Below are 26,001 nucleotides of genomic sequence, written 5' to 3' on the forward strand. Positions count from 1 at the left end.
CCCCCGGATCGGGCCGATCGCCCGACCGTGGGATGACGGGTGGTGGTGCGATGACGGGCGTGGAGGCGCGGTCGGAAAGTCCCAGTTTCCTGGCGAACCGCGCCACCTGATCGTCGAGGGGTTCGGCCTCGAAGGTGTCGGCGTCCTGGACTTCGATGTCGAGAAGCTCGTCGAGCTCGACGCGGAGCGCGCGTTCGGTCTCGTCGCTCTCGGCTTCAGTCCAGATGAGGCCTTCGACGGCGGTCTGGACCTGACGGCGCTGCGCGCGGCCTTACCCGCGGGTATCGCTTCCCTCGCGCCACCCGCCCCTCAAGAGGCGGACGGGCGCGCGGTGTCAGGCCTTCAGCAGGCTGGTGTCGATCGGCAGTTCGCGGATGCGCTTTCCGGTCGCGGCGAAGATGGCGTTGGTGACTGCCGGGATGGCCGGCGGCAGGGCGGGTTCGCCCAGGCCGGTGGGCGGATAAGGCGTCTTCAGGAACTTCACCTCGACCGGCGGGGCGTCGGCCATCCTGAGCAGCGGATAGGCGCCGAAGTTGCCCTGCTGAACGGCGCCGTTGTCGATGGTGATCTTCTGGAACAGCGCCGCGGAGAGGCCGTCGATCACCGCGCCCTGCACCTGGTTGAGCGCGCCGGACGGATTGACGATCTGGTGGCCCACGTCGGCGGCGACCCAGATCTTGTCGACCTTCACCTGGCCGTCGGCGGCCACATGCACCTTGGCCACCTCGGCGAAATAGCCCTGGTGGCTGAAATAGCAGGCGACGCCCATGCCGGTGCGGGCGGCCAGCTGGGTCTTGCCCCAGCCGGACATCTCGGCCGCGGCCTTGAGCACGCCGCGCATGCGCTCGGCGTTGTAGGCGGCCGGCGGCTGGCCGACGATCTTCTCCTCGCCGAGCAGCTTGAGCTGGAAGGCCACCGGATCCATGCCGGCGGCGTGCGCCAGCTCGTCGATGAAGGACTGGTGCACGAAGGCCAGCGCATTGGAGCCCGGCGCCCGCAGCGGACCGGTGGGCACGCCGAGCGGCATGGCCGACACGCCGAGCTGATAGTTGGGGACGAACCGCGCCGGGAACTCCGAGGCCGACATGCCGGCCGAGGGGGCCGGCCGGTCCGGCGCCTCGCCGTAGGTCACGAAGTGGTTCTTCCAGGCGACCACATTGCCGGCCGCGTCGACGCCGGCCTCGAAGAAGTGGAAGCCACCCGGCCGGTAGAAGTCGTGGCGAACGTCGTCCTCGCGGGTCCACAGCAGCTTGACCGGGGCCTTGGCCTCGCGGGCGATCCAGGCGGCTTCGACCATGTAGTCGTTGGACAGCCTGCGGCCGAAGCCGCCGCCGCAGCGGGTCATGTGAATGGTGATGTCGTCGGGCTTGAGGCCCAGCGTGCGGGCGACCAGCTGGCGGCCGGACTCCGGGTTCTGGGTCGGGGCCCAGATCTCGAGCTTGCCGTCCTTGTATTCGGCCGTGCAGTTCTGCGGCTCCATCGGCACGTGGGCGATGAACGGATAGGCGTAGGCCGCCTTGACCGTCTTGGCGGCGCCCTTCAGGGCGGCGTCCACGTCGCCGTCGTGGCGGGTGACCATCTGCGGCGCGCCGGCGGCGAGCTCATGAGCGCGCTTCGCAAAGCCCGCCGAGCTCTGGGCCGAGGTCGGATGGTCGGCCCATTTGATGTTGAGCGCCTTGCGGCCCTTGCGCGCCGCCCACCAGCTGTCGCCCACCACGGCGACGCCGGGCAAGAGGCCATCGAGCGCGGTCCCGCCCTCGACGACGAAGGCGCCGCGGACGCCCTTCACGGCCTTGGCCGCGTCCAGATCGCAGCTCGCCACCTTGGCCCCGAACACGCCGGCCTTCTCGTAGGAGGCGTAGAGCATCCCGGGACGCCGCACATCGATGCCGAACAGCGGCTGGCCCGAGACGATCTTGGCGGTGTCGTACTGGGGCGTGGCCTTGCCGATGATCTTGTAGGCCGAGGGATCCTTCAGCGTCAGCGACTTGGGATCCGGGACATTGACCGCCGAGCACTGGGCGGCCAGCGAACCGTAGCTGGCCTTCCGCCGGGTGGAGACGTGGACCACCATGCCCTTGTCGGTGGAGCACTCGCCCGTGGGGCAGTTCCAGGCGAGCGCCGCGGCCTGGATCAGCATGGCGCGGGCGACGGCGCCCACGCGGCGGTGATCGTCCCAGTGCAGGGGCGTGGCCATGGAGCCGCCGGCGAACTGGCGGCCGTAGGCCTTGGGATCGTTGTCGGCCTGCTCGATCCGGACCATCTCCCACGGCACGTCGAGCTCCTCGGCGATGATCATGGGCAGTGAGGTCTTGATGCCCTGACCGATCTCCGGGTTCTTGGCCATGATGGTGACGATGCCGTCGGGCGCCACGTGGACGTAGGCGTTGAGCGGCTTGACGCCGGCCTCGGCCGCGCCGGCCTTGGGGGCGATGGAGAAGGTCAGCAGCAGGCCGGCCGCCGAGGCGCTGGCCTGGATGAAGTCGCGGCGCGAGGCGCCCGTGGCTTGAAGGGTCATGGTCTAGACCTCCACCGGCTGGCCGGAGGCGCGCTTGATGGCGGCGCGGATGCGGTTGTAGGTGGCGCAGCGGCAGATGTTGCCGCTCATCGCCGCGTCGATGTCGGCGTCGGTGGGCCTGGGCTTCGATTTCAGCAGCGCGGTGGCGCTCATGATCTGGCCGGGCTGGCAGTAGCCGCACTGGGCCACGTCGAGCTCGGCCCACGCGGCCTGCACCTTCCTGCCGACCGCATCGGCGCCGATGCCTTCGATGGTGGTGATCCGGGCGGTCTCGGCCACCGAGGAGACCGGCGTGGCGCAGGAGCGGATCGGCTTGCCGTCCAGGTGGACCGTGCAGGCCCCGCAGGCGCCGACGCCGCAGCCGAACTTCGGTCCGGTGATCCCGAGCGTGTCGCGCAGCGTCCAGAGCAGCGGGGTGTCGGGGTCGACGTCCGCCGTCAGAACCTTGCCGTTGACGTTGAGCTTGTAGGCCATGGCGCGCTCCTCCCACCGAGCGTGCGGAGTTTAGCGCGCGAGCGGGAGCGGCGCAAAGGCGCTTGCGGCCCCTTGTCACCCCCCGACGCGGAATTCCATGCGGGCGGTGAAGCCTTCCGGTTCGAAGGCCGGTTCGACCTTGCCGCCCTGCTGGCGCAGCGCCGCCTGCAGGAGGCGCGAGCCGAAGCCGCGGCGGTTGGAGGGCTCGACCAGGGGGCCGCCGCGTTCGCGCCACTGCAGGGCCGCCATGCCGGGGCCGGCGCCTTCGGCCTTGAGGCTGACGCGGCCCTTGGTCTTGGAAAGCGCGCCATACTTCACCGCATTGGTGGCCATCTCGTGCAGCAGCAGGGCCAGGCCCGCGGCCACGTCGCCGCGCACGGTGTGCTCGGCGATCTGCGGCTCCAGGTCGAAGCGGTCGAGGCCGAACGGCGTCAGGGTGCGCGAGGCGAGCTCGGCCAGCGGCACCGGCCGGCCGCCCGAGGCGGTGACCAGGTCCTGGGCGTCGGCCATGGCCTGGAGGCGGGCGATCAGCACGCCCTCGAAGCCCTTGACGTCGCGGGCGGAGCGGGCGGTCTCGGAGACGATGGCCATCATCACCTGCAGGCCGTTCTTGGCGCGGTGGGCGAGCTCGCCCAGCACCAGGGCGCGTCGCTCCTCGGCCTCGTGTCGGTCGGTGTTGTCGAGGGTGGTGCCGACCACCAGGCAGGGGCCCTCGCCATCGGTGATGACCCGGCCCTGGGTGAGGATCCAGCGCAGCTGGCCGTTGGGCGCGACGGCCCGGTACTCCATGGCGAAGTCGCCGCCGTCGGCCGCGTCGCGCGCCCGGCGGTAGGTTTCGAGCGCCCGTTCGCGATCGTCGGGATGGATGGTCGCCACATACAGCTCGATGGTCACCGGCGCCTCGGACGGCAGGCCGAAGATCGCCTTGTTGCGGTCGGACCAGTTGAGCGCGCCGCTGCGCGGGTTCCATTCCCAGAAGCCGAGGCCGGTGGCCTCCACGGCCACCTCCAGGCGGCGGCGCTGGTCCTCGAGCTGGTCGGCGAGCGTCCTGGCGGGATGGATGTCGCTGACCAGGCCGTCCCACAGGGTGGACCCGTCGGGCAGGTCGCGGCGGGCCGAGGCGATGCGCCGCCAGCGCACCTCGCCGCCACGCCCGCGCATCTGCACCTCGATGTCGAAGCGGCCGTCGCCGGCCAGGGCCTCGGCTTCGGCGCGGTCGAACAGCGCGCGCTGGTCGGGCACGATCAGCTCGTAGAGCGCGCCGGCGTCGGCGAGCGCGGCGGCGGCCGGAACGCCGGTCATCGCCTCGCAGTTGGCCGAGACATAGGTGAAGCGGCGGCCGATCCCGTCGGGCGGCACGGCGATCTGGTAGGCGACGCCCAGGCCGAGCGCCTCCGCCACGTCCGCAAACGGCGGCGTGTGGACGCCTTCAACCTCGCTGCGAGTGTCTGCCAACCCAGAAACCCTTGTTCCGCAGTCCGACAAACTGATGTGGGGTTGTGACGCCCACAACACCAAATGGTGCGCCACCGAGGCTCGCGACGAATCGCCGCGACTCACGGTTCAGCCGCGCGGGAGCAGCACCACGGCGTCGGGCAACTCGTTGGGGTTGTCCTTGGGATCGGCCGGGAAACGCTCGGCCAGCACGTCGCCGCAGAGGCCGACGGCCGCGGCGAAGCCGGCCGCGGGCTCGCCGCGCCTGAGGCCCTCCGACAGGGCGGCCATGGCCTTGTCCCAGACGTGCGGCTCGACGTGGGCGGCGATGCCGTCGTCGGCCACCAGCTCGGCCATGCGCTCGGCCAGGGAGACGAAGATCAGCACCCCTGTGCGGTGCTGGGTGAGGTGCAGGTTCTTGGTCAGGAAGACCTCGTGGGCGCGGCGCTTGACCTCGTGGCGCTTGGCGAAGCCCGGCGTGAGCGCCAGGCGCACCGGGCGCAGCGCCACGACGATGGCGACCACCGCGAACAGCACCGCCTGCAGCAGGATCGCGCCCACCAGGACGTCGCGGGCCGCGGCCTCGGCCGCCGCGCCCACCTGGGCCGCGGTCCAGTCGCCGAACAGGGCGCTGACGGTGACGTGCACCCCGCCCAGCAGCAGCAGGGCCGGGCCCAGCAGGGCCACGCCCGCCGCCCAGGCCAGCGGGGTCTCGCCGTAGTGGCCGCTCTGCTCGGCGACCACGCAATAGATCTCGCCCGAGGTGCGGGCCTCGGCGCCGCGCACGGCGGCCTCGATGGCCTCCAGGTCGGCAGGGGTCAGGGCGCGCGTCATTTCACCAGCCTCCCGAGGAGCCGCCGCCGCCGAACGAGCCGCCGCCGCCGGAGAAGCCTCCTCCGCCGCCCAGGCCGCCCCCTCCGCCGAACCCACCGCCAAACCCGCCGCCTCGGCCGGACATCATCAGCGGCAGAAGCCACCACAGCCCGCCGCCGCCGCCATAGCGCGCGCGGCTGCGGAACAGGCCGAAGATCACCCAGACGATGAGGAAGATGGCGAAGAAGGCCGCGGCCGGGATGTGGCTGCCCGACTGCGCCTGGACCGGCGCCTGGGCGGCCTGGGCCACCTGGGCCTTGGCCTGGTCGTCGGGCAGGGACAGTTGCTGCACGAGGGCGTCGGTCCCGTCGACGATCCCCTGCTCCATGTGGCCCGCCTTGAACTGCGGCAGGACTTTGCGTTGCAGGATGACGTTGGACAGCGCGTCGGTGAGCACCGGCTCGAGCCCGTAGCCGACCTCGATGCGGACCTTCCGCTGGTTGGGCGCGACCAGGAGGATGGCGCCGTCGTTGACCCCCTTGCGGCCGAGCTGCCAGGCGCGGCCGAGCTGGTAGCCGTAGTCCTCTATCTCGTCGCCCTGCAGGTCGGGCACGGTGGCCACGACCAGCTGGTGACCGGTCTGCTGTTCGAGCTGGGCGAGTTCGCCGGTGAGCTTCTCGACGGTCGGGGCCGAGAGCAGGTGGGCGTCGTCCACCACCCGGCCGCTGAGCGGCGGGAACTTCAGGTCGGCGGCGGACGCCGCGCCCGCGAAGGCGATGGCGCCGATGAGGACGACGGCCGCAAAGGCCGCCTTCAGCCCCGCGGAGGCGCTCACTTGGGCGCCGGCGCTTGGCCGGGCGGCAGCGCGGCGGGCGCGGGCGCCGGCGGGGCGGTCCCGGATGGGGCCGGCGGCGGAGTGGTGTCGAAGCTGACGGTGGGCGCCGACTGGGCCGAGGCGGTCGCCGAGAACAGCTGCATCGGCTGGGCGTTCTGGAGGTGGGCCCAGATCATCTGCGGGAAGGTCCGCAGGGTGGTGTTGTAGTCGCCGACCGCCGAGTTGTAGTCGCGCCGGGCGATGGCGATGCGGTTCTCGGTGCCCTCGAGCTGGCTCTGCAGAGCCATGAAGTTCTCATTCGACTTCAGGTCCGGGTACTTCTCCTGGATCATCATCAGCCGGCCGAGCACGCCCGACAGCTTGTCCTGGGCCTGCTGGTACTGCTGGAACTTGGCGGGATCGGTGAGCGTCGAGGCGTCGACCTTGACCTGGGTGGCCGAGGCGCGGGCCTCGGTGACCTCCACGAGGGTGGATTTCTCCTGGGCGGCGTAGCCCTTCACGGTGTTCACCAGGTTGGGGATCAGGTCGCTTCGCCGCTGGTACTGGTTCTGCACTTCAGCCCAGGCCTGCTGGGCCTTCACCTGCTGGGTCGGGATGACGTTGTAGCCGCAGGCGGCGAGCAGCAGCGGCGCGAGCACGATCAGGGCGACGCGCGAGAGGCGATGGCGAAGGCTGGTCACGTGATGGAGCTCCCCGAAAGACCCTGGCTTGAGCAGGGTCATGCCGGAATGTGGCCCCGCCATTGATCCAGCGCAACGGGCTCTGGCATGAGCAATCGGTAAGCATCGCCAACCGCGAGGCGCCATGGCGGCCGTCAGGCCCTACTATTCGGCCGGCTCGATGAGCGCGGCCTTCTACGACGTGGTCACCGCCGCCGACGCGCGGCTGGCCGGCGACGTGGAGGTCTATGCGGGGCTCGCCCCGGCCGGCGGATCGGTGCTGGAGCTGGGCGCGGGATCGGGACGGATCACGGCGGAGCTGGCGCAGCGCGGCTTCGAGGTGACCGGCGTCGACCTCTCGCGGACCATGCTGGAGCAGGCGGAGCGGCGGCGCGCGGCGCTGGCGCCGGAGGTCGCGGCGCGCATCGCGCTGAAGCTTGGGGACATGACCGCGCTCGACCTGAAGCGGGGCTTCGACCTGGTGATCTGCCCCTATTTCACCCTGGCGCACGTGCCGGCCGGCCAGGCGTGGAAGAACAGCTTTCGGACGGCCGCGCGGCATCTGGCGCCGGGCGGGCTGGCGGCCTTCCACCTGCCGCGGCTGTCGCTCATGAGCCAGGTGAGCCCGCCCGACCCCGGCGCCGTCGTGCTGGACGAGCCGTTGCCGGGCGGCGGGCGGCTGCGGCTGCGCGTCCTGCAGCGCGGCTTCCGCCAGCCGGTGGGCCGGCTGGAGCAGGTGATCGAATACGAGGAGCTGGACGCCCGCGGACAGAGCCTGCGCCGTTCCGCCGAGCGGCTCGCCTACTACATGGCCGACCCGGTTCCGCTGGCCCAGGCCGCCGGCCTGACGCCGGACCGCGAGCCCGCGGTGCTGGGCGACGTCGGCGACATCTGGGTGTTTCGCGGGAGCTAGGTCCTCAGGCGTATTGCACCACCGAGAGCAGGTTGCCGTCGGGGTCGCGCAGCCAAAGCACCTGGGCGCCGTCGGGGGCGCGCCAGACACCGCGGGGGTCGTGGGCGAAGCCGGGGAAGCGTTCGACGCTCGCGCCCTTGCCGGCCAGGGCCGCCGCCACAGCGTCGATGTCGGTCACGGCGAAGCCCAGGACCGTGTGGGCCGACGGCTCCGTCGTGGGCACCGGCGAGACCCGCAACTCGCCGCCGCCGACCTCATAGACCAGCGCGCCGTGGGATTCGCGCAGCCGGGCGAGGCCGAGGACGCCCTCATAGAAGGCGGCGGCCCGGGCCTTGTCGGAGGTCCAGACGATGGTCTGCAGGCGGGCGTTGGCGAGCATTCCTTGGGACTCCCGGACCTAGGTGCGCGTGGCGAATTCGGCGTCGCCGGTCTTGGCCACCACCTCGTCGTCGAAGCTGGCGTGGGCGGAGGTGTAGAGGCGGTGGTAGAGGCCCTTCCTGCGCATCAGGGCGCCATGCGGGCCTTCCTCGAGGATGCGGCCCTGTTGCAGCACCACGATGCGGTCGGCGTCGCGGATGGTGGCCAGCCGGTGGGCGATGACCATGCAGGTCCGCCCGGCGAACAGCACCTTGAGCGCCTTCTGGATCGCCTGTTCCGTGAAGCTATCGATATTGGCGGTGGCCTCGTCGAGGATGAGGATCTGCGGGTCGGCGACCAGGGCCCTGGCGAAGGAGATCAGCTGCCGCTGGCCGACCGAGAGGTTGCGGCCGCGCTGGCCCACCTCGGTCGCATAGCCGTCCGGCAGGCGGGTGATGAAGTCGTGGGCGGAGACGGCCTTGGCGGCGGCCACCACGTCGTCGTGGGTGGCGGCCTCGGTGTTGTAACGGATGTTCGCCTCGATCGTGCCGGTGAACAGGAAGGGCTCCTGCAGCACCATGCCGATGTGGCGGCCGAGGCTATCCAGGGTCACGTCGCGCACGTCGTGGCCGCCCACCAGCACCTGGCCCTTGTCGACCTCGTAGAAGCGGTGGGTGAGCGAGATGATCGAGGTCTTGCCCGACCCCGTGGGCCCGACCAGGGCCACCACCTCGCGCGGGCGCACCTTGAACGAGATGTCGTGCAGGATCGGGCGCGCCGGATCGTAGCCGAAGGTCACGTCCCTGAATTCGACGGTGGGCTCGAAGGCCGTGAGCGGCTCGGCGTCCGGCTTCTCGGTGATGGTCACCGGCACGTCCAGCACCTCGAAGATGCGATGCGCGGCGGCCATGGCGCGCTGCATGATGGTGTACTGCATGGAGAGCATGCGGACCGGGTCGAAGAACCGCTGCACATAGAGGAAGAAGGCGACCAGGACCCCGACGTCGAGCTGGCCGCCCAGGACCGCCGTGCCGCCCACCCAGATGACGATGGCGGTGGCCAGCCCGGTCAGGACGTCGACCGTCGGCACCATGATCTGGGTCATCCAGGACGCATGGGTCTGGGCGCGGAAATTGGCCCAGGTCATCTTGCTGTAGAGCTCGAAATTGAGCTGCTCGCGCCGCGTCTCCTGGACCGTGCGGACGCCATTGATGTTCTCGGCCAAGGCCGAATTGGCGGTGGACGAGGCGTCGCGCGCCTGACGGAAGCTGGTCTTGGAATAGGGCAGCCAGACCGCGCGGATGGCGATCAGCGCCGGCAGGACGGTGAGCGCCAGCAGGCCGAGCCGCAGGTTGGTGGTGAGCATCACCACCGCGATGCCGACCAGCAGGACTACGTCGCCCACCGAGCCGGTGGTGGTCTCCAGGAACTCCTGCAGCGCGCCCACGTCGCCCTGCAGCCGGGCCATCATCCGGCCCACATGGGTCTTGTCCATGAACGAGAGCGAGACGTCCTGCAGATGGGCGAACATGGCGCGGCGGACGTCGAAGATCACCCTTTGCGCCAGACGCTGGGACAGCCATTCGGCGGCGTAAAAGCTGATGGCGAGCGCCGCGGCGGTCAGCGCGAACTGGACGAGCAGGCCCTGGAAGCCAGCGAGGTCGTGCTGCACCACCGCGTGGGTGATGCGGCCGATCAGCAAGGGAATGCGGATCTGGGCGGCGGCGGTGCAGACCGCGGCCACCTGGGCCAGGACGAAGGCGCGCTTGTGCGGGCCGAGATAGCTGAAGAAGCGCCGCGCCACGCGGGTGTCGAAGGTCCCGAAGATGTCGTCGCCCTCGGGCGAGCCCAAGGACGCGCGCGGCGTGCGGCGCGGCCTGGCTTCGGTGCCGGCGGCGGCGTGGCTCATGCGCGGACCTCCTGCGGCTCGGCGGCTGCCTCGATCAGGCTCGATCGGGTCTGCAGGGCGTAGAGGTCGGCATAGAGGCCGCCCTGTTTCACGAGCGAGGCGTGGCTCCCGCGCTCCACGACGCGGCCATCGTCGATGACCAGGATCTCGTCGGCGTGCATCAGGGACGACAGGCGATGGGCGATGATCACGGTGGCCATGGCGCGGGTGGCGTGGGCCAGGCCGTCGCGGACCTTGCGCTCGGTGACCGCGTCGATGGCGGCGGTGGAATCGTCGAAGACCATGATCCCGGGCTCGGGGACGACGCCGCGGGCGATGCTCATCCGCTGGCGCTGGCCGCCGGAGAGCGCCACGCCGCGCTCGCCGACCCGGGTCTCATAGCCCTCCGGCAGGTGGGCGATGTGCTCGTGGATCTGGGCGGTCCGGGCGGCGTCCTCGATGCGCGCATCCTCGGCCCAGGGATCGGCGTAGGCGACGTTGTGGCCGACCGAGGCGTCGAACAGGAAGGCTTCCTGCTGCACGAGGCCGACGTATCGGCGCAGCGAGGCCAGCGTCACCTGGCGGATGTCGACCCCGTCGATGGTGATGGCGCCGGAGGTCGCGTCGTAGAAGCGCGGGATGAGGTTGGCGAGCGTCGACTTGCCCGAGCCCGGCGGGCCGACGATGCCGAGCGTCTTGCCGGGCGCGACCTCGAAGCTGATGTCGCTGAGGATCGGCTTGCCGCCCGGCGCATAGGAAAAACCCACCCGGTCGAAGCGCAGCACCCCCTGGGTCGGCGCCAGCGGCCTGGCGTCCGGCGCATCGGCGACCTCGGGCTCCAGGTCCAAGACCTCGAAGAGCCGGCCCCCGGCCGAGGTGGCGCGGGCGGCCGTGTTGACGATCATGGCGATCTGCCGGATCGGCGCCTGCAGCAGCATCATGTAGCTGACGAACTCGGTGAGCCGGCCGGCGGTCATCTGGCCGTTCAGCACCTTGGCCCCGCCGAACCAGAGCAGGATGGTCAGCGAGGCGTAGAAGCTGACCTGCATGGCCGAGACGCCGCGGAAGCGCAGGGTGATGCGGCTGGCCTGCAGATCCAGCACCTCCTCGGAGGCGGCGTCGAACTTGCCAAGCTCGAAGCGCTTGCCGGAGAAGGCGCGCACCACGCGGATGCCCTGCAGGTTCTCCTCCATGGTCAGCGTCAGGACCGACATCAGCCGCTGGACGCGCAGCCAGGTGACCCTGAGCAGGAAGCCCATGCGGCCGAGTGCGAAGCCCGCCACCGGCACGAATCCCAGCCCGATCACGGCCAGCAGCGGCTCGGTCGAGACCATCATGTAGGCGCAGAAGCCCAGCAGCAGGGCCATGGTCAGGCCCTGCATCATGCCGTTCTGGATGAACACCCGGGCGCCTTCGAGATCGAGCATGCCGCGGGTGATCAGGTCGCCGGAATGCACCTTGTCGTGGAAGCCGAAGGAGAGCCGCTGCAGCTGCTGGAAGAACTGCAGGCGCAGGTTCTGGGCCACCCGCTGGCTGAGATATTCGCCGAGGTAGCCGGCGGCGGCGGTCAGGAAGCCGCGCAGGGTGGTGGCGAGGATCACCAGGCCCGCGGTGATCATCAGGGCGTGGCGGGCGGCCTCGGCGTTTGTGGCGCCGCCGCTGGCGAGCAGGTGGCGGGCCTCGTCGACGGCGCGGCCGAGCAGGCGGGGCAGCGCCAGGCTGGCGGCCGCGGCGAACAGGGATGTGACGACGGTCAGCGCCACCCGGCCGGGGTAGCGCATCGCCAGCCCGGCGATCCGGGCCAGCACCTTGGGCATGGCCGACACGTCGACCGTCTGAGCGTCAGACAGCGCCGCACCCCGCCGGTCGGGGGGCGAATCACTCATCCCGAATGTCCTCTGTGACGCCGCCATTCTGAGGCGCCGGACGGAGGGACGCCAAACCGAATCTGACGTCAGGGATGAAACACCGCGGCGTCCGAAACGAGGGAACCGCAGAAAACGCAGAACAACGCAGAAGGCCGGAGCCCTCTGCGTTTTCTGCGGCCGTCCGCGGTCGGAAGCTTCGGCCTAGCGGCGGCCGTGTCGGACTTCGTCGACGCGGCGGTCCAGGTCGCGCAGGCGCATGCGCAGGCGCTGGCGGTCGTCGTGGCGCAGGCGGTCGCCGTCATCGTGGTAGAGGCGCACCTCGTCGGCGCGGATGTCGCGCAGCCGGTCCATCAGGTCGTGAGCGTCCTCGCGACGGATGCGGTTGTCACGCACGCCCTCGCGGATCTGGTCTCGGATGCGGAACTCGACCTCGCGGAACTCCGGATAGCCGGGGCCATCGAGGAAGTCGAAATGGTCCCAGTCGCCGCGGTCGCGATCATGGTCGCGATCATAGCCACCCTCGCCGGGACGATATTCGACCGGACGATAGTCGGCGGGACGGCCCTCGATCCATTCGCCGCGGCGGTCGTAGTAGCCCCAGGCGCCGTTGGGATCGACATTGTTGGCGTGCCAGGCGCCGCGGTTGTCGTACCAGCCATAGGCGTGCTGGCAGTCCTTGGGGCCCTTGGCGACCTGGTTGCCGACGACGGCGCCGGCGACCCCGCCGACCACCGCCCCGTCGGTCTTGTGGCCGTGACCCGCGACCGCGCTGCCCAAGAGAGCGCCGACGAGCCCTCCGGCCACCGTGCCGGCCGTGCGGTTCTGGCTGCGCTGTTCGCAGGTCTCCTGGGCGTGGGCGGCGGCCGGCAGGACCACGGCCAGAGCCAGGCTCGCCATCAGCATCTTGCGACGCATGTTCATCTCTCCTTGTTGCGGGCGGCGCCGTTGGGCCGCCCCGTGACCGGCATATTGCCCGGTCCAGCTTAACTGCGGGAGACGTGGGCGTTCAGCCGGCGTTCAACAAGTCGGCGCCGCGCTACTGCGCCGGGCTGTGGACGTAGAGGGCGTTCTGCCAACGGCCGTCGCGCTTCACGAAGAGCGAGGTGGCCCAGACCGGGCTGGGGACCTTGGCGCTTCCGCAGGTGGTGTCCTGGGCGGCGCGGTAGGTGACGAGCGCCGTGTCGGGCCCGAAGCGGGTCACCTTGAAGTGGTCGACCTGATAGCTCTTCACCGTGCAGGCGCCGCCGACGCCGGCCACGACGCCGGCCTTTCCGGCCGGGCCATTGCCCTGCATCTCCACATGGTCCTCGGAGAGGAAGCGGGCGAAGAACGCCTGGTCATGGGTCTGCCAGGCGACCCAGGACTGTTTCTCCAGGGCGATCAGCTCGTCATCCAGGCTGGCGGCCTGCGCGGCGCCGGCCAGCATGGCGGCGGCCGCCAATCCCAATGCAAGTCTCATCATCCTCAGCCCCTCCGTGAACCGGATGATGGACCCGCCGGGCCTGTGCGCAAGGCCAGGCTGTCCTGCCGCTGGGGAATTGTCGCCCGGCTTGCGGCGTGTTTTGGTGAGACGCGAGGCTGGCAGCTCGGGGACGGCGCATTTCGTCGTCCGGCCGGCCTCCAACATATTGAAAGCGCCGCGCTTAGCGTTGAGCGGGAGGAATTTGATGGAAGACGTGAAGGAACGCGTGAGCCTCGACGACCGGCTGGCGGCCGCCCAGCTGACCGGCATGACCCTGGCCGTCTGGGCGGAGCTGAAGCCCGACGCCGCCTTCATCCACGATCCTTCCGGCAAGACCCACAGCTTCGGCGAGGTGAACGCGGCGGCCAACCGCATCGTGCGGCTGATGCGCCAGGCCGGGCTGAAGGCCGGGGACTCGGTCGCGCTCCTCTGCTCCAACCGATCGGAGTTCGTCGAGGTGCTGGCCGCGACCAAGCGCTCGGGGATGCGGATCACCCCGGTGAACTGGCATCTGACCGCCGACGAGATCGCCTACATCGTGGCCGATTGCGAGGCCAAGGCGTTGTTCGCGGAGGATCGCGTGGCGGCCGCGGGCCCCGCCGCCGCCCAGTGCCCGAACCTGGTGCTGAAGGTGGCCATCGGCGGGCCGATCGAGGGCTTCGTGGAGTACGACAAGGCGCTCTCCGAACTCGACGGATCGGACATCGACGATCCGGTGCTGGGCAACCAGATGATGTACACCTCCGGCACCACGGGCCGGCCGAAGGGGGTCTATCGGCCCAATCCGGTGATCGCCCCGCCGGGCATCTACGCGCTCCGCGGCTACGACCATGCAACCTCGGTGCAGCTGTGCGCGGGGCCGGCCTATCACGCCGCGCCCCTGGCCTTCGACGTGAACGGGGCGATGGGCGCCGGCTGCCAGCTGGTCTTCATGGACAAGTGGGATAGCGAGACGGTGCTGCGGACCATCGTCGACAAGGGCGTGACGCACATGCACCTGGTGCCGATCATGTTCCAGCGGCTGCTGGCCCTGCCCGACGAGGTGAAGCGGGCGCACGACATCAGCCACGTGAAATATATCGTCCACGGCGCGGCGCCCTGCCCGCCGGAGGTGAAGCTGGCGATGATCGAGTGGTTCGGCCCGATCGTGCACGAGTACTACGCCGGCTCCGAGGGCGGGGCGGGCTTCGTGATCGACAGCCACGAGTGGCTGAAGAAGCCGGGCTCGGTCGGCAAGCGGCCGGCGTTGCTGGGCTCGAAGATCCTCGATGAGCAGGGCAACGAGTGCCCGCCGGGCGTGCCGGGGACCATCTATCACCAGCTGCCGCCGGGCGGCGGCTTCACCTATTTCAAGGACGAGGCCAAGACCCAGAAGAACCGGGTCGGCGACCACTTCACCCTGGGCGACGTCGGCTATTACGACGAGGACGGCTATCTGTTCCTGACCGGCCGCGACGCCGAGACGATCATCTCCGGCGGGGTCAACATCTATCCGCAGGAGATCGACAACGAGCTGATCAAGCACCACGCCGTGGCGGATTCATCGACGGTCGGCATCCCGCACGCCGAATGGGGCGAGCAGGTGCGCGCGGTGATCCTCCTGAAAGACGGCTATGCGCCATCCGAGGAGCTGGCGGAGGAGATCCTCGGCTTCGCCCGCGCCAACCTGCCCGGCTTCAAGGTCCCGCGCGGGGTGGATTTCGTGACCGACCTGCCGCGCTCCGAGGCCGGCAAGATCCAGCGCAACAAGGTCCGCGCCCCCTACTGGGAAGGCCGCGCCCGCCAGATCTGAGACAAGCCGCTGCGCCGCGCCATCCTGCTCGCCGCCGCCGGCCTGGCGCTGACGGGCTGCGTTCCGCCGACCTGGCGGCCGAGCCTCGAGAACGACGTGTGGGCCGCGGAGGCGCGAGTCCCGCGCCCGACGCCGGTCCGCCCCTACGATCCGCGCATTCCCGCCTATGCGACGGCGGTCGCGGCGGCCCGCCGCGCGGCGGCGCTGCGTTGGATTCCGCTGGGCACACCGGAGCGCGAGGCGCTGCACACCCTGGCCGAGGAGCATTTTGTCTTCATCGTCGGCAAGCCCGGCGACCGTTCGATGGCGTTGCAGGAGGAGCGCTGCCTGCCGTGGGACTGCCGCGGCGTTCGCATCGCCCTCACCCTCGCACAAGGCCGCGTCGCGGAGGTTTCGGCGGATGACGTGACGATGGAGTATGACTACTGAGCGACCTCAGGCCCCGGCCGCCGCCCGGATTTGATCCAGGAACCAGTCGAGGCCGGCGTCTTCATGCCCGGCGCGGCGCACCGCCGAGACCGCAATGGAGTTCGGCGGAAAGGGCAGGTCGAGGACTTGCAGCCCGAGCTTGTCGGCATGCCGCTCGACGAGCCGGCGCGGCGCCGTGGCGATGCCATCGGTGGAGGCCGCCAACATCAGCACCGTGAGCCACTGCGGAACCGCGGCCAGCATCTTGACCCCGGTTCCGGAATTGCCGGCGTCGGCGCCGGTCTCGCTGTGCGACCAGGCGAAGATGTGGCCGGTTTCGCGCCACTGCGGCTCGGTGATCGCGCCATCGATCTGCGGATGACCGCGGCGCACCGCAACGCAATAGGCGTCCTCGAACAAGGGCTCAGTGACATAACCTGGTCGCGCCGCGCCGAAACGGCCGAGCGCCAGGTCGATCTCGCCGCGGCGAAGGGCTTTGTAGGCGTCGTCCTCCGCCACGTGGTCGACGCCGAAAGTGACGCCGGGGGCCTCGGCGCGCAGCCGATTGATCAGCGCAGCGCCGATCAGGGCGGTGACGAATTCCGGCGCCCCGAAGTTGAACTGCCGGCGGCTGAGCTTGGGGTCGAAGCGCGCGTCGGGCGTCAGCGCCTGGCCGGCGAGTTCGATCAGGGCCTCCACCTGAGGGCCGAGCTCCACCGCCCGCTTGGTCGGCTCGAAGCCGTGCGGCCGGCGCACGAACAGCGGGTCGTCGAATAGCTCGCGCAGCCGGCGCAGCGCGTGGCTGATGGCCGGCTGCGACAGGCCGAGCCGGGTGGCGGTCTCGCTGGCGCGGCGGGTGCGCAGCAGCTCGCGGAACACCAGCAGCAGGCCGCCGTCGAGACGACGTAGTTTATTTGCGTCGATATCAGACATGAAGCGAATTCAGTAATCCGGAACTCATCCCGGCGCTAGTCCTGCGGTCATCGACCGAGGGGACCCCCCAATGAACCGCTTTGCGCGCCCGCTCGCCGCAGCCTTCGCGGGGCTCGCCGGCCTCGCCGCCGCCCCGGCCCAGGCCGGCGATTGGGGCGGGATCTTCTCCGCCGTCACCTACGTCAGCGACTATCGCTACCAAGGGGTCAGCAGCACCGACCTGCGCCCGGCGCTGCAGGGCTATGTCCACTGGCAGCGGGCCGACGGAATGTTCGCGGGCGTGTTCACGAGCCAGGTGCACTACTACGACGGCGGCCCGAAACTCGAGGTCGACGCCTACGCCGGCAAGCACTTCGAGCTCGACGGCGGCCGCACCGAGATCACCCCCGAGACGCTGTACTCCACATTCCCGGACAACCACACGCCGGGTCCGACGTTCGACTTTCTGGAGCTGAAGCTGGAGGCCAGGCGGCGGCAGGGGCCCCTGACGCTCCTGGGAACGACGGCGTTCACGCCGCAGGCGTCCTACGGCGGCGGCGAGACGTGGCTGGCGGAAGGCGAGGCCGACTTTGCGCTCAGCCCGCGCCTCACGCTCAAGGCCATGGCCGGCCGCCGCTGGGGCCACCGCGGGGTCGACCGCACCTACTGGAGCGTTGGGGCCGCCCTCGGGTTTGGAAAGACGCTGGCGGGCCCGCGCTACCTCGTCGAGGTGAAGTACCAGGGCACGGACCTCGACCGCATCCAGTGCGGCTTCAACCCGCGGATCTGCAGCCCGGCCCTGGTGGGATCACTGACGATGGCCCTGCCGCCGATCCTCTAGGCCGACAGGCGAAGGGTGCTAAAGCTTGGGCGGGGGGAACGCGCATGCTGGATCGCCGGACATTCCTGAGCGCCGCGGCGGCCTCCGCCGCCCTGCCGGCCGCCATCGCGCGGGCCAAAGCGATCGACGCCCATGTGCGCACCGGCACGATCGCCGATGTCGAGCACGTGGTGGTGTTCATGCAGGAGAACCGCGGCTTCGATCACTATTTCGGAGCCATGCGCGGGGTGCGCGGTTTCGCCGACCGTTTCCCGATCCCGCTGCCGGGTGGGCGCACGGTGTGGACCCAGGCCAACCGCGAGGGGCCCGGCAAGCCGGCGATGATCGCGCCCTTTCCGCTGAACACGGCCCAGACCTTCGCCCACATGCGGATCGAGGGCACGCCGCACAACTGGACCGACGCCCAGGACGCCTGGGACGAGGGGCGAATCCATCGCTGGCCGGCGGTGAAGGGCGAGCACGCCATGGGCCACTACGGACCGCAGGACCTGCCCTTCCAGTACGCCCTGGCCGACGCCTTCACGGTCTGCGACGCCTATTATTCCTCGATGCAGTGCGGGACCAATTCCAACCGGCTGTTTCTCTTCACGGGGACCAATGACCCCACCGGGGCCGGCGGCGGGCCGGCGATCAGCAATTCGCATGACAGCTTCGCCGAGGCCGGCGGGGCGAAAGACGCCTATCACTGGACGACCTATCCCGAGCGGCTGACGGGGGCGGGCGTCAGCTGGCGCATCTATCAGGACATGGCGGACCTGTTCTCCGACAACCCGCTGGTGGGCTTCGAGCAATATCGGAAGGCCCGTGCCGGCGCGCCCGGATCGGACGCGCGGCTGGTCCGCGACGGGCTGACCACCTATCGGCTGGACCGGCTGAAGGCCGACGTCGCAGCCGGGACGCTGCCGCAGGTCTCCTGGATCGTCGCCGGGGCGAAGGACAGCGAACATCCCGGCCCCTCGAGCCCGGCGCAGGGGGCGGACTTCACGGCCCGCGTGCTCGACGCGCTGACGGCCAACCCGCAGGTCTGGGCCAAGACGGTGCTGCTGGTGATGTTCGACGAGAACGACGGCTTCTTCGATCACCTGCCGCCGCCGGCGCCGCCGTCGCGGGACGCGGGCGGCAAGCTGCTGGGCGGATCGACGGTGGACCTGGCGGGCGAGCATCATCTGGTGCGGCCCAAGGGGGAGCTGGCGGACCGCGCCGATCTGGTCGGCCGGCCCTATGGCCTGGGGCCCCGCGCGCCGATGTATGTGATCTCGCCCTGGAGCCGCGGCGGCTGGGTCAATTCGCAGGTGTTCGACCACACCTCGGTGATCCGCTTCCTGGAGGCGCGCTTCGGGGTGAAGGAGCCGAACATCTCGCCCTGGCGGCGCGCGGTCTGCGGCGACCTGACCTCGGCCTTCGACTTCAAGACGCCGAACCGGCCGCCCGCGCCCCTGCGCCTGCCGCCGACCGCGCAGACCGCCGCCCGCGCCGCGGGCCTGCCGCACGTGCGGCCGCCGACCCCGGCCGAGCCGACGCCGCCGGTGCAGGCGAAAGGCGTGCGGCCCTCGCGGCCTCTGCCCTATGCGCTGGACGTGTCGCTGAGCCGCGCGGCCGACGGGCCTCGCCTGACCTTCGCCAACCGTGGCCGGGCGGGGGCCGTGTTCCACGTCTACGACCTGAAGGACCTGGCCGCCGTCCCGCGCCGCTACACCGTGGAAGCCGGCAAGACGCTGACCGCGGCGGCGCCCGCCGAAGGTCACGACCTGTGGGTGCTCGGCCCCAACGGCTTCCATCGCCGGTTCCGCGGCCAGGGTGGGCCGCGCGTCACCGCACACGAGGACCCGGCCAACGGCGCCCTGACGCTGGCCTTCCACAATCCGACCGCCAGGCCCATGGACCTCGCCATCGCGCCCAACGCCTATGTGAAGGCCTGCCTGCCCCAGCGCGTGCGGCTGGCGCCGGGCAAGACCGTCCGGCGGAGCTGGCCGCTCGCCAAGTCCGGCGGCTGGTACGACCTGGCCGTCACGGCGGCCGGCGATCCGGACTTCCTGCAGCGCTACGCCGGAAGGGTCGAAAACGGTCGGCCCGGGGTCAGCGATCCGGAGATGGGCGGACCGGCCGCGATGAGCTGGGCCTGAGGCGTCCTTGGGCCGAAATCTTTCGAAAACAAGCGTGTTTGGCTTGGCCTGATCGCCCATGCGATAGGCCGGCGACAGATTCGCCGTGGCGGCGCGAGAGCTTACGAATGCCGATTCCCTTCATCGACCTGCAATCCCAGCGCAAGCGCCTGGGCCAACCGCTGGAAGACGCGATCCTGAAGGTCGTGCGCTCCGGCGCCTACATCATGGGCCCGGAGGTCACCGAGTTCGAGACCGCGCTCGCGGCGTTCGGTGAGGCGCCGTTCGCGCTCTCCTGCGGCTCCGGCACCGAGGCGCTGATTCTGCCGCTGATGGCCTGGGGGATCGGTCCGGGGGACGCGGTGTTCTGCCCGTCGTTCACCTTCGCGGCGACCGCCGAGGTGATGCCGCTGGTGGGCGCTTCGCCCGTGTTCGTCGACATCGACCCCGACACCTACAACATGAGCCCCGCCTCGCTGGAGGCGGCGATCGCGGCGGTGGCGCGCGAGGGCAAGCTCAAGCCCAGGGCGGTGATCGCCGTCGACCTGTTCGGCCAGCCGGCCGACTATCCGGCGCTGGCCGAAATCTGCCGCAGGCGCGGACTGAAGCTGATCGCCGACTCGGCGCAGGGCTTCGGCTGCACGCTGGGCGGCAAGCACCCGATCCACTGGGCCGATGTGGCCACCACCTCGTTCTTCCCGGCCAAGCCGCTGGGCGGCTATGGCGACGCGGGCGCGGTGCTGTCGAAGGACGCGCGCTTCCACGACCTGCTGGTCAGCCTGCGGGTGCACGGCCAGGCGGTGAAATCGGACACCGAGGGCAAGACCTTCGAACACGATCCCAAATACCTGAACCTGCGCATCGGCCTGAACGGGCGGATGGACACCATCCAGGCGGCGGTGCTGCTGCAGAAACTGTCCATCTTCGCCGACGAGATCGTGGCGCGGAACCGGGTGGCCGACCGCTACGCGGCGGGCCTGGGCGACCTGGTCAGCACGCCGAAGGTGATCGACGGCGGGGTCAGCGTCTGGGCGCAGTACACCATCGAGACGCCCAACCGCGACGGCCTGGGCGCGGCGCTGCGCGAGCAGGGCGTGCCGAGCGCGGTCTACTATCCGATCCCGATCCATAGACAGGGCGTCTATTCCGGCTATCCGACGGCGCCGGGGGGCCTGCCGGTCACCGAGGCCAAGGCGGGCCGGGTCATCAGCCTGCCGATGCACGCCTATCTGACCGAGGACGACCAGGACCAGGTGATCGCCGCGGTCAGGGCCTTCGTGAAGAAGAACAGCTAGGCGCGGCGTCAGGGCCAGCGCGCGGCGAGTTCGGCGGCCAGGGCCGCGCCCTGGGCGAGGCCGGCGGCGGCCGCGTCGGGGCGGCGCCGGAAGTCCATCAGATTGGGGCCGAAGGCCTGCTGGCTGGCCTCGTCCGGGGTGACCAGCGCCACCTCCGCCCCGCCGTCGCGCAGGGTCGCGATCTCTTCGTCGAGGCGCGCGCGAATGCGCTCCGCGGCCGCCCCGCCGAGCCCGCCGGCCACCCGGATGGCCACCACCACGACCCGCGCGTGCCCCGTCGCCAGGTCGGCGTTGGTCGAGGAGCGCATGCCGCCATCGATGTAGCGCCGGCCTTTGAGCGTGACCGGCGGATAGATGCCCGGCACGCTGCAGCTGGAGGCGACCGCGCGCGCCAGGCCAACCCCGGACCCGCGCGTCCACAGCTGGAAGCCGCCGGTCTCGGCGTCGACGGCGGTGCAGGCGAATTCGCGGGGCGGCCAATAGGCCTCGTCGAGGCCCGCCAGGGTGCGTCCGAAGCTGGCGATGAAGGCCTCTTCGCCGATGGTCTGGGCCTCGAGGGCGAAGGCGCCGATGCGGGCGCGCGCCTCGGCCGGATTGCCGAGCCCGGCCTGGGCCTCGCCCATCATCTCCATGAGCTTCGACAGGTCCGGCGGCCGCCGCTCGCCCTGCGGTCCCGGAGCCGGCGGCGGGGCCCGACCGGCCTCCGCCAGGATCGGCTCGGCGAGACCGGCAGGCTCGTCGCCCATGGCCAGCCTGGCGCCCACGAAGGACCCGGCCGAGGTGCCGAGGATGAAGTCCGCCTGGCCGAGGTCGACGCCCTGTTTCGCGAGCCCCGCGATCAGCCCGCACTCCCAGGCGATGCCCACCGGACCGCCGCCTCCCAGCACCAACGCTCGCGACATGACGGCGTCCTTTCGTTTGCGCCAGCATCGGCGGCCGGCGGGGCCCTGTCTACGGCCGGGTGAGTGGGCGACCCCTCAGCGCTTCCGCGGGCTCTTCGGGGCGGTCTTTGGCGCGGATTTCCGGGTGGTTTTCGGTCGCGCCGTCTGGGCTCGCGTCCGGGCGGTGACATTGTCCAGCACCTGGCCGGTCTGGACCTGCAGGCGGTTCATCACCTGGAGCAGCAGATGGTTCTGGTATTCGAGGTGGGAGAGGATGACCTCGATCTCCTCCTCGGCCTTCACATTGACGTCCAGGTCGTGCTGGGCGCGGGCGTCGGCCTCCGCGCCCTGGATGTTCTGGCCGACCATGATCAGCGGCATGAGCAGGATCTGGATGACGTTGGAGATGAACAGATAGAAGACGAAGCCCATGGGCGGGTCGAAGCGGGCCGACTTCGGCGCCAGGAAATTCCACGCCAGCCAGATCACCGTCCAGGTGAAGATGACCAGGAAGAAGCCCATGGTGCCGACGTGGCGGGTGATCCACAGCGCCAGGCGTTGGAGGGGCTTCAGCTTCTCCTTCACCTCCTCATGGCGGTTGGGAAGCACCTTCCGGCGCTTGCGGAACTCGTCCAGCGACAGGGGCTTCGGAGCGGGTGTCGTCGGAGCCGTGTCGGCCATGGATATGCCCCCTGGGGTTCGATGCGCAGGGCGCAGTTTGACCATGGATGGCGGCGGGCTCCAACCTCCCGCCAAGGGCCGCGCCACGGCCGCTCTTGCGCCGCCAGCACGGCCGTGGGATGCGTGAAGTCAAACAGATGTTTGATCTTGGGAGGAGGCTCGTATGAAGGCGGCGGTCTATTACGAGAATGGCAGTCCGGACGTGTTCCGCTACGAGGAGGTCCCGGACCCGCAGGTCCATCCCAAGGGCATCGTGATCCGCGTCGAGGCGGTCTCCATCGAGGGCGGCGACACGCTGAACCGGCTGCGCGGGGCGCTGGCGACCAAGCCGCACATCGTGGGCTACCAGGCCGCCGGCGAGGTGGTCGAGGTCGGCGCCGAGGTCACGAACTTCAAGGTCGGCCAGAAGGTGGTCACCACCGGGGCGTTCGGCAGCCATGCGGAGCTGCGGGCGGTCGCGGCGCGCTCGGCCTGGGCGGTCCCTGACGGCATGGACCTGAAGGTCGCGGCCTGCGTGCCGATCCCGTTCGGGACGGCGCACGAGTGCCTGTTCGAGTTCGGCCGGATGCAGAAGGGCGAGGTCGTCTTGGTGCAGGCCGGCGCCTCGGGCGTGGGCATCGCCGCGATCCAGCTGGCGGCGCGCGCGGGCGCTTCGATGGTGCTGGCGACGGCGTCCTCCGACGAGCGGCTGGAGAAGCTCAAGCCCCTCGGCCTGACCCACGGCATCAACTACGACCGCGACGACGTGGCGAGCGAGGTCATGCGCCTGACCGGCAACAAGGGGGCCGACGTGATCGTCGATCCGGTGGGCGGGGCGGTGCTGCAGTCCTCGATCAATTCGCTGGCCTATCGCGGGCGGGTGTCGATGGTGGGCGCCGCCGGCCGAGAGCCGATGAAGGTCGACGTCTCGACCATGATGGGCGGCAACCGGAGCCTGTCGGGCGTCTTCCTCGGCGCCGAGATCGGGACGGATCGGGTCTACAACCTGATCCAGGGCCTGATCGAGGACGTGGCCAAGGGTGAGCTGAAGGTGATCCTCGACCGCCAGTTCAAGCTGTCCGAAGCCGCCGCCGCCCACCGCTTCATCGAGAGCCGGCAGGCGGTGGGAAGAGTGTTGCTGGTTCCTTAGACAGGGAGGGAAGACATGCCGCGTGCGAAGAACGGCGCCGTCGAGATCGAGTACGAGACGTTCGGCGACCAAAACCCCGAGACGGTGATCCTGATCAACGGACTGGGCTCGCAGATGACCCGCTGGCCGGTCGCCTTCTGCGAGAAGCTGGTGGCCCGCGGCTACCGCGCGATCCGCTTCGACAACCGCGACGTGGGCCTGTCGAGCTGGCTGGATGGGCAGAAATATTCGATCCAGGACATGGCCGCCGACGTCATCGCCGTGCTGGACGCGGCCGGCGTCAAGAAGGCCCATGTGGCCGGCGTCTCCATGGGCGGGATGATCACCCAGATCGTGGCCATCGAGCATCCGGAGCGCGTGCTCTCCATCACCTCGATCATGTCGGCGACCGGTGCGCCGGGGACCATGGATTCGACGCCCGAAGCCGCCGCGGTGCTCAACGTCCCGCCGCCGGACCCGAAGGCCGATTTCGAGGTCTTCGTGGCGCACGGCATGAAGAACGCGCGGACCATCGGCAGCCCGGCCTATCCGTGGGACGAGGCGGCGCTGCGCGAGCGGGTGATTTCGGAGTACCGCCGCGCCTTCAATCCGGCCGGCGTCGGGCGGCAGATGAGCGCCATCCGCGCCGACGGCGATCGCACCGCGCGGCTTGCGAAGCTGAACGTCCCGGCGGTGGTGCTGCATGGCGCGGACGATCCGCTGCTCAAGCCCTATGGCGGCGAGATGACCGCCAAGGCGATCCCTGGCGCGGAGCTCAGGATCGTGCCCGGCATGGGTCACGACCTGCCGCCGGGCCTCTATGACATCGTCATCGACGCCATCGTGGCGGCGGCGACACGGGCCAAGGCCGCGGCCTGAATTCGAGATTGAAGGGGAAGCCCATGGGACGTCTTGAGGGCCGCTCGGCGGTAATCACCGGGGCCGCCAGCGGCATCGGCCGGGCGGCGGCGAAGATCTTCGCCGGCGAGGGGGCGAGCGTCGTCTGCGTCGACAAGGCCGAGACGGTCTCCGAGACCGCCAAGGCGATCACCGACGCGGGCGGCAAGGCGGTGGCCATGGTCGGCGACGCCGCCGACGAGGGCTTCGTGAAGCAATATGTCGAGCGCGCCGTGGCCGTCCACGGCGGCCTGGACGTGGTCTGGGCCAACGCCGGCATCTCCGGCGGCTGGGTCCCGATGCCCGAGCAGGACGCCGCCCACTGGGCTGAAATCGTGCGCGTCAACCTGATCGGCCATTTCCTGGCCCTGAAGCACGCGAGCCCGATCATGGTCGCCCAGGGCCGCGGCTCGATCATCATGACCGCCTCGGTGGCCGGCATCCGCTCCGGCGCCGGCGGCATGCCCTATTCGGCCTCGAAGGCCGGCGTCATCAGCCTCGCGCAGACCGCGGCCAACGAGCTCTACGGGACCGGCGTGCGGGTCAACGCCATCTGTCCGGGGCTCATCGAGACCGGCATGACCAAGCCGATCTACGACCAGGCGCGCGAGCGCGGCACCGACGACAAGATCGGCCAGCTCAATCCGCTGATGCGCGGCGGCGAGCCGCACGAGATCGCGGGCATGGGGCTGTTCCTGGCGTCCGATGAGGCCAGCTACGTCAACGGCCAGTTCATCGCGGTGGATGGCGGGCTGTCGTCCTCGCACCCGGTGGTGCGGCGCCGGCGTTGATCTACCTCGTCAGGCACGGGGAGACCGAGTTCAACCGCGAGCGGCGCTGGCAGGGAATCAAGGATTCGCCGTTGACCGAGCTCGGAGTGCGGCAGGCCCGCGCCATGGCCGGCCTCTTGGCCGACCTCACGGTCCGCGATCCCGGGCCCTGGCGGATCGTGGCCAGCCCGCTTGGCCGCACCCGCCAGACCGCGGCGATCGTCAGCGAACGCCTGGGCCTGCCCATAGCGTTCGACGAACGGCTGCGGGAACACTCGATCGGCGAGTTCGACGGGGAACGGGCCGACGATGTCGTCCCGCAGCTCCGCCAGGACCTACCGCGTCACGAACGGCACTTCCACGTCCCGGGCGGCGAAACCTACGAAGCGCTCTGTCAGCGGATTGGCGGCTTCCTGGCCGAGGTAAGGCGGGAAGATCGGCTGATCATAGTCAGCCACGGGGCCGCCGGCCGCGTCTTCCGCGGCCTCTACGGCGGCCTCGGAAAGGAAGAGATGCTGACCCTGCCGGTCCCGCAGGACGCGGTCTATCGGCTGATGAACGGCCAGGTGGACCGCTTCGACTGCGAGCCCCTGGACGAGGCCTGAGACCCAAGGTGGGTCGCGCGCGCTCGGCCAAGAGGAAATCGCCTTCCCAGCCGCACAAGCTCGACCAAATGACGCCACATTGGCGCGGTGAACTCCGTCCGACGCCCGATCGACCCCCCCAAACCCCGATCTGCGTCACACGACGAGCCCCGGCGATCTCCCAGCCGCCGGGGCTCTTTTCGTGTCTGGTCGTGGCGGGACGGCTAGTCGAGGCGTCGGCGGCGGACCAGCCGATGCCATCTGGCCTCCGGCTGTGGGGCCAGGCGATGCATGGCCGCCAGCACCGCGAACGTCGCCAACGCGCCCACCGCCAGGGCGGCGATGGTCGCAACTGAAATGCCGGCCGGCCCGACGGTCAGCGGCCGCGCCTCCATCCAGTGCACCAGCTCGCCATTGGGCGTCGGGGGCAGGACGTCGTCGATCTCGTCGATCATGCGCTCGGTCATGGCTGCAGCCTCCGCCAGTTGGGTGGGTCCCCCTGGGCTAAC

25 protein-coding genes are annotated in these 26,001 nt (G+C 70.3%); 10 read left to right on the top strand and 15 right to left on the bottom strand.

The features are described 5' to 3' along the window. Positions 1–334: 334 nt before the first annotated feature. The 6 genes from VGT80_RS15340 to VGT80_RS15365 form a co-directional block, all read right to left on the bottom strand. Positions 335–2,518: a xanthine dehydrogenase family protein molybdopterin-binding subunit gene (locus tag VGT80_RS15340; protein ID WP_327457294.1), complete on the bottom strand. Its 2,184-nt coding sequence runs from the start codon at positions 2,516–2,518 to the stop codon at positions 335–337. 3 nt (positions 2,519–2,521) lie between these two features. After that, on the bottom strand, positions 2,522–2,992 hold the full coding sequence (locus VGT80_RS15345) for a (2Fe-2S)-binding protein (RefSeq protein WP_327457296.1): 471 nt from the start codon (positions 2,990–2,992) through the stop codon (positions 2,522–2,524). A gap of 75 nt (positions 2,993–3,067) precedes the next feature. After that, on the bottom strand, positions 3,068–4,447 hold the full coding sequence (locus VGT80_RS15350; RefSeq protein WP_327457298.1) for a sensor histidine kinase: 1,380 nt from the start codon (positions 4,445–4,447) through the stop codon (positions 3,068–3,070). Between the two features lie 108 nt (positions 4,448–4,555). Beyond that, complete coding sequence (locus VGT80_RS15355; protein ID WP_327457300.1) at positions 4,556–5,260, bottom strand: TPM domain-containing protein; 705 nt, start codon at positions 5,258–5,260, stop codon at positions 4,556–4,558. Position 5,261: 1 nt separating this feature from the next. Next, positions 5,262–6,074 (bottom strand): TPM domain-containing protein, encoded by an 813-nt coding sequence (locus VGT80_RS15360; RefSeq protein WP_327457302.1) that lies wholly within the window; start codon positions 6,072–6,074, stop codon positions 5,262–5,264. Then, positions 6,071–6,754, bottom strand: a complete 684-nt coding sequence (locus VGT80_RS15365; protein ID WP_327457304.1) for a LemA family protein — start codon at positions 6,752–6,754, stop codon at positions 6,071–6,073. The genes VGT80_RS15360 and VGT80_RS15365 overlap by 4 nt, the downstream gene beginning before the upstream one ends. A gap of 124 nt (positions 6,755–6,878) precedes the next feature. Here VGT80_RS15365 and VGT80_RS15370 point away from each other — a divergent pair, with 124 nt between their 5' ends. Then, positions 6,879–7,646: a class I SAM-dependent methyltransferase gene (locus tag VGT80_RS15370; protein WP_327457306.1), complete on the top strand. Its 768-nt coding sequence runs from the start codon at positions 6,879–6,881 to the stop codon at positions 7,644–7,646. Between the two features lie 4 nt (positions 7,647–7,650). Here the strand turns inward: VGT80_RS15370 and VGT80_RS15375 are convergent, their stop codons facing one another. The 5 genes from VGT80_RS15375 to VGT80_RS15395 all read right to left on the bottom strand — a co-directional run bounded on the left by VGT80_RS15375 (position 7,651) and on the right by VGT80_RS15395 (position 13,221). Further along, entirely contained in the window at positions 7,651–8,025 is a 375-nt protein-coding gene (locus tag VGT80_RS15375) for a VOC family protein (protein WP_327457307.1), read from the bottom strand. A gap of 18 nt (positions 8,026–8,043) precedes the next feature. Continuing rightward, on the bottom strand, positions 8,044–9,912 hold the full coding sequence (locus tag VGT80_RS15380) for an ABC transporter ATP-binding protein (protein WP_327457309.1): 1,869 nt from the start codon (positions 9,910–9,912) through the stop codon (positions 8,044–8,046). Further along, positions 9,909–11,777 (bottom strand): ABC transporter ATP-binding protein, encoded by a 1,869-nt coding sequence (locus VGT80_RS15385; protein ID WP_327457311.1) that lies wholly within the window; start codon positions 11,775–11,777, stop codon positions 9,909–9,911. The genes VGT80_RS15380 and VGT80_RS15385 overlap by 4 nt, the downstream gene beginning before the upstream one ends. A 183-nt stretch (positions 11,778–11,960) precedes the next feature. Continuing rightward, a complete protein-coding gene (locus VGT80_RS15390; protein ID WP_327457313.1) occupies positions 11,961–12,674 on the bottom strand; it encodes a glycine zipper 2TM domain-containing protein in 714 nt (237 codons plus the stop codon). 121 nt (positions 12,675–12,795) lie between these two features. Further along, complete coding sequence (locus VGT80_RS15395; protein ID WP_327457315.1) at positions 12,796–13,221, bottom strand: nuclear transport factor 2 family protein; 426 nt, start codon at positions 13,219–13,221, stop codon at positions 12,796–12,798. Between the two features lie 205 nt (positions 13,222–13,426). Here VGT80_RS15395 and VGT80_RS15400 point away from each other — a divergent pair, with 205 nt between their 5' ends. Next, positions 13,427–15,013 carry an AMP-binding protein gene (locus VGT80_RS15400; protein WP_327457317.1) on the top strand — a complete coding sequence of 529 codons (1,587 nt, stop codon included), beginning with the start codon at positions 13,427–13,429 and terminating at the stop codon, positions 15,011–15,013. Between the two features lie 96 nt (positions 15,014–15,109). Continuing rightward, positions 15,110–15,442 carry a hypothetical protein gene (locus tag VGT80_RS15405; RefSeq protein WP_327457319.1) on the top strand — a complete coding sequence of 111 codons (333 nt, stop codon included), beginning with the start codon at positions 15,110–15,112 and terminating at the stop codon, positions 15,440–15,442. 6 nt (positions 15,443–15,448) lie between these two features. On the opposite strand, the gene VGT80_RS15410 is transcribed toward VGT80_RS15405, so the two are convergent. After that, on the bottom strand, positions 15,449–16,354 hold the full coding sequence (locus VGT80_RS15410; protein ID WP_327457321.1) for a LysR family transcriptional regulator: 906 nt from the start codon (positions 16,352–16,354) through the stop codon (positions 15,449–15,451). A gap of 70 nt (positions 16,355–16,424) precedes the next feature. Between VGT80_RS15410 and VGT80_RS15415 the strand changes: the two genes are divergently transcribed. From VGT80_RS15415 to VGT80_RS15425, 3 genes are all read left to right on the top strand, one after another. Further along, complete coding sequence (locus VGT80_RS15415) at positions 16,425–17,174, top strand: TorF family putative porin (RefSeq protein ID WP_327457323.1); 750 nt, start codon at positions 16,425–16,427, stop codon at positions 17,172–17,174. A 44-nt stretch (positions 17,175–17,218) separates the two neighbouring features. Then, positions 17,219–19,297, top strand: a complete 2,079-nt coding sequence (locus VGT80_RS15420) for a phosphocholine-specific phospholipase C (RefSeq protein ID WP_327457325.1) — start codon at positions 17,219–17,221, stop codon at positions 19,295–19,297. Positions 19,298–19,404: 107 nt separating this feature from the next. Then, entirely contained in the window at positions 19,405–20,571 is a 1,167-nt protein-coding gene (locus VGT80_RS15425) for a DegT/DnrJ/EryC1/StrS aminotransferase family protein (protein ID WP_327457327.1), read from the top strand. A gap of 8 nt (positions 20,572–20,579) precedes the next feature. On the opposite strand, the gene VGT80_RS15430 is transcribed toward VGT80_RS15425, so the two are convergent. After that, positions 20,580–21,473, bottom strand: a complete 894-nt coding sequence (locus tag VGT80_RS15430) for a patatin-like phospholipase family protein (protein ID WP_327457328.1) — start codon at positions 21,471–21,473, stop codon at positions 20,580–20,582. A 75-nt stretch (positions 21,474–21,548) separates the two neighbouring features. Beyond that, a complete protein-coding gene (locus VGT80_RS15435) occupies positions 21,549–22,133 on the bottom strand; it encodes a DUF1003 domain-containing protein (RefSeq protein ID WP_327457330.1) in 585 nt (194 codons plus the stop codon). A 163-nt stretch (positions 22,134–22,296) separates the two neighbouring features. On the opposite strand from VGT80_RS15435, the gene VGT80_RS15440 reads away from it, so the two are divergent. Genes VGT80_RS15440 through VGT80_RS15455 form a run of 4 tightly spaced genes read left to right on the top strand, consistent with a single transcriptional unit; the run spans position 22,297 to position 25,513 of the window. Further along, the gene (locus VGT80_RS15440; protein ID WP_327457332.1) at positions 22,297–23,262 is read left to right on the top strand and encodes a zinc-binding alcohol dehydrogenase family protein; all 966 of its coding nucleotides are present in this window, start codon (positions 22,297–22,299) and stop codon (positions 23,260–23,262) included. Positions 23,263–23,277: 15 nt separating this feature from the next. Then, positions 23,278–24,120, top strand: coding sequence for an alpha/beta hydrolase (locus VGT80_RS15445; RefSeq protein ID WP_327457334.1), 843 nt, complete (start codon positions 23,278–23,280; stop codon positions 24,118–24,120). A gap of 23 nt (positions 24,121–24,143) precedes the next feature. After that, positions 24,144–24,929 carry an SDR family NAD(P)-dependent oxidoreductase gene (locus tag VGT80_RS15450; RefSeq protein WP_327457336.1) on the top strand — a complete coding sequence of 262 codons (786 nt, stop codon included), beginning with the start codon at positions 24,144–24,146 and terminating at the stop codon, positions 24,927–24,929. After that, complete coding sequence (locus VGT80_RS15455) at positions 24,926–25,513, top strand: histidine phosphatase family protein (RefSeq protein WP_327457337.1); 588 nt, start codon at positions 24,926–24,928, stop codon at positions 25,511–25,513. Before VGT80_RS15450 ends, VGT80_RS15455 begins: the two co-directional genes overlap by 4 nt. Before the next feature lie 203 nt (positions 25,514–25,716). Here VGT80_RS15455 and VGT80_RS15460 read toward each other — a convergent pair whose 3' ends face one another. Next, positions 25,717–25,959, bottom strand: a complete 243-nt coding sequence (locus VGT80_RS15460) for a hypothetical protein (RefSeq protein WP_327457339.1) — start codon at positions 25,957–25,959, stop codon at positions 25,717–25,719. Positions 25,960–26,001: the final 42 nt, after the last annotated feature.

This window comes from Phenylobacterium sp. (genome assembly GCF_035944335.1).
Classification (GTDB): Bacteria; Pseudomonadota; Alphaproteobacteria; order Caulobacterales; family Caulobacteraceae; genus Phenylobacterium.

Excerpts from the sequence above, each read along its gene's own strand:
- VGT80_RS15450 (WP_327457336.1), top strand. The coding sequence starts at position 24,144 with ATGGGACGTCTTGAGGGCCGCTCGGCGGTAATCACCGGGGCCGCCAGC.
- VGT80_RS15385 (WP_327457311.1), bottom strand. The coding sequence starts at position 11,777 with ATGAGTGATTCGCCCCCCGACCGGCGGGGTGCGGCGCTGTCTGACGCT.
- VGT80_RS15425 (WP_327457327.1), top strand. The coding sequence starts at position 19,405 with ATGCCGATTCCCTTCATCGACCTGCAATCCCAGCGCAAGCGCCTGGGC.
- VGT80_RS15400 (WP_327457317.1), top strand. The coding sequence starts at position 13,427 with ATGGAAGACGTGAAGGAACGCGTGAGCCTCGACGACCGGCTGGCGGCC.
- VGT80_RS15440 (WP_327457332.1), top strand. The coding sequence starts at position 22,297 with ATGAAGGCGGCGGTCTATTACGAGAATGGCAGTCCGGACGTGTTCCGC.
- VGT80_RS15345 (WP_327457296.1), bottom strand. The coding sequence starts at position 2,992 with ATGGCCTACAAGCTCAACGTCAACGGCAAGGTTCTGACGGCGGACGTC.
- VGT80_RS15445 (WP_327457334.1), top strand. The coding sequence starts at position 23,278 with ATGCCGCGTGCGAAGAACGGCGCCGTCGAGATCGAGTACGAGACGTTC.
- VGT80_RS15410 (WP_327457321.1), bottom strand. The coding sequence starts at position 16,354 with ATGTCTGATATCGACGCAAATAAACTACGTCGTCTCGACGGCGGCCTG.
- VGT80_RS15460 (WP_327457339.1), bottom strand. The coding sequence starts at position 25,959 with ATGACCGAGCGCATGATCGACGAGATCGACGACGTCCTGCCCCCGACG.
- VGT80_RS15395 (WP_327457315.1), bottom strand. The coding sequence starts at position 13,221 with ATGATGAGACTTGCATTGGGATTGGCGGCCGCCGCCATGCTGGCCGGC.
- VGT80_RS15430 (WP_327457328.1), bottom strand. The coding sequence starts at position 21,473 with ATGTCGCGAGCGTTGGTGCTGGGAGGCGGCGGTCCGGTGGGCATCGCC.
- VGT80_RS15375 (WP_327457307.1), bottom strand. The coding sequence starts at position 8,025 with ATGCTCGCCAACGCCCGCCTGCAGACCATCGTCTGGACCTCCGACAAG.
- VGT80_RS15355 (WP_327457300.1), bottom strand. The coding sequence starts at position 5,260 with ATGACGCGCGCCCTGACCCCTGCCGACCTGGAGGCCATCGAGGCCGCC.
- VGT80_RS15435 (WP_327457330.1), bottom strand. The coding sequence starts at position 22,133 with ATGGCCGACACGGCTCCGACGACACCCGCTCCGAAGCCCCTGTCGCTG.
- VGT80_RS15390 (WP_327457313.1), bottom strand. The coding sequence starts at position 12,674 with ATGCGTCGCAAGATGCTGATGGCGAGCCTGGCTCTGGCCGTGGTCCTG.
- VGT80_RS15340 (WP_327457294.1), bottom strand. The coding sequence starts at position 2,518 with ATGACCCTTCAAGCCACGGGCGCCTCGCGCCGCGACTTCATCCAGGCC.
- VGT80_RS15420 (WP_327457325.1), top strand. The coding sequence starts at position 17,219 with ATGCTGGATCGCCGGACATTCCTGAGCGCCGCGGCGGCCTCCGCCGCC.
- VGT80_RS15370 (WP_327457306.1), top strand. The coding sequence starts at position 6,879 with ATGGCGGCCGTCAGGCCCTACTATTCGGCCGGCTCGATGAGCGCGGCC.
- VGT80_RS15380 (WP_327457309.1), bottom strand. The coding sequence starts at position 9,912 with ATGAGCCACGCCGCCGCCGGCACCGAAGCCAGGCCGCGCCGCACGCCG.
- VGT80_RS15415 (WP_327457323.1), top strand. The coding sequence starts at position 16,425 with ATGAACCGCTTTGCGCGCCCGCTCGCCGCAGCCTTCGCGGGGCTCGCC.